The 554-nt window shown below is 71.5% G+C and carries 1 protein-coding gene; it reads right to left on the bottom strand.

Going from position 1 to position 554, the window contains the following annotated elements:
- Nucleotides 1-552 (bottom strand): cytochrome P450 (locus KME80_RS49845; protein WP_308126275.1); only part of this gene is annotated, 552 nt, incomplete at its 3' end.
- Between the last annotated feature and the right edge of the window lie 2 nt (nt 553-554).

The following is a 554-nucleotide window of genomic DNA, read 5'->3' on the forward strand; positions in this document are numbered from 1 at the left end:
GGGGTCGGCGCGCAGCGCGGCGAGCTGCTCCGGGTTCTCCAGCAGCGCGAAGGCGCCGAGCGCGATCATGTTGGCGGTGGTGTCGAACCCGGCCGACAGCAGGATCAGGGCCATGCCCTTCAGCTCCTCGTCCGTGAGGTCGCTGTCGGTCAGGTCGCTGAGCAGGTCGTCGGTGGGGTTGGCGCGCTTGGCCGCGACCAGCTCGGCGAGGTAGTTCTGGACGCCCAGGTAGGCCGCGATCAGCTCCTCGTCGCCCACCTCGCCGCCGAGGAACTTGTCGATCTGCTCCTGGAAGAAGCCCCGGTCCTCGTACGGGACGCCCAGCAGCTCGCAGATCACGATGGCGGGGATGGGCTTGGCGAACGCCGTCACCAGGTCCGCCGCCGGCCCGGCCTGCTCCATCGCGTCCAGGTGCGCGGCGGTGACCTGCTCGACGCGCTCGGTCAGCAGCCGCATCCGCCGCACGGTGAACCGGCCCACCAGCGGCTTGCGGTAGCGGCTGTGCCTCGGCTCGTCCATCAGCAGGAACTCGCCGGGCGGCGCGGGCGGCACCT

The organism is Nonomuraea ceibae (assembly GCF_019396325.1).
Taxonomy (GTDB): domain Bacteria; phylum Actinomycetota; class Actinomycetes; order Streptosporangiales; family Streptosporangiaceae; genus Nonomuraea; species Nonomuraea ceibae.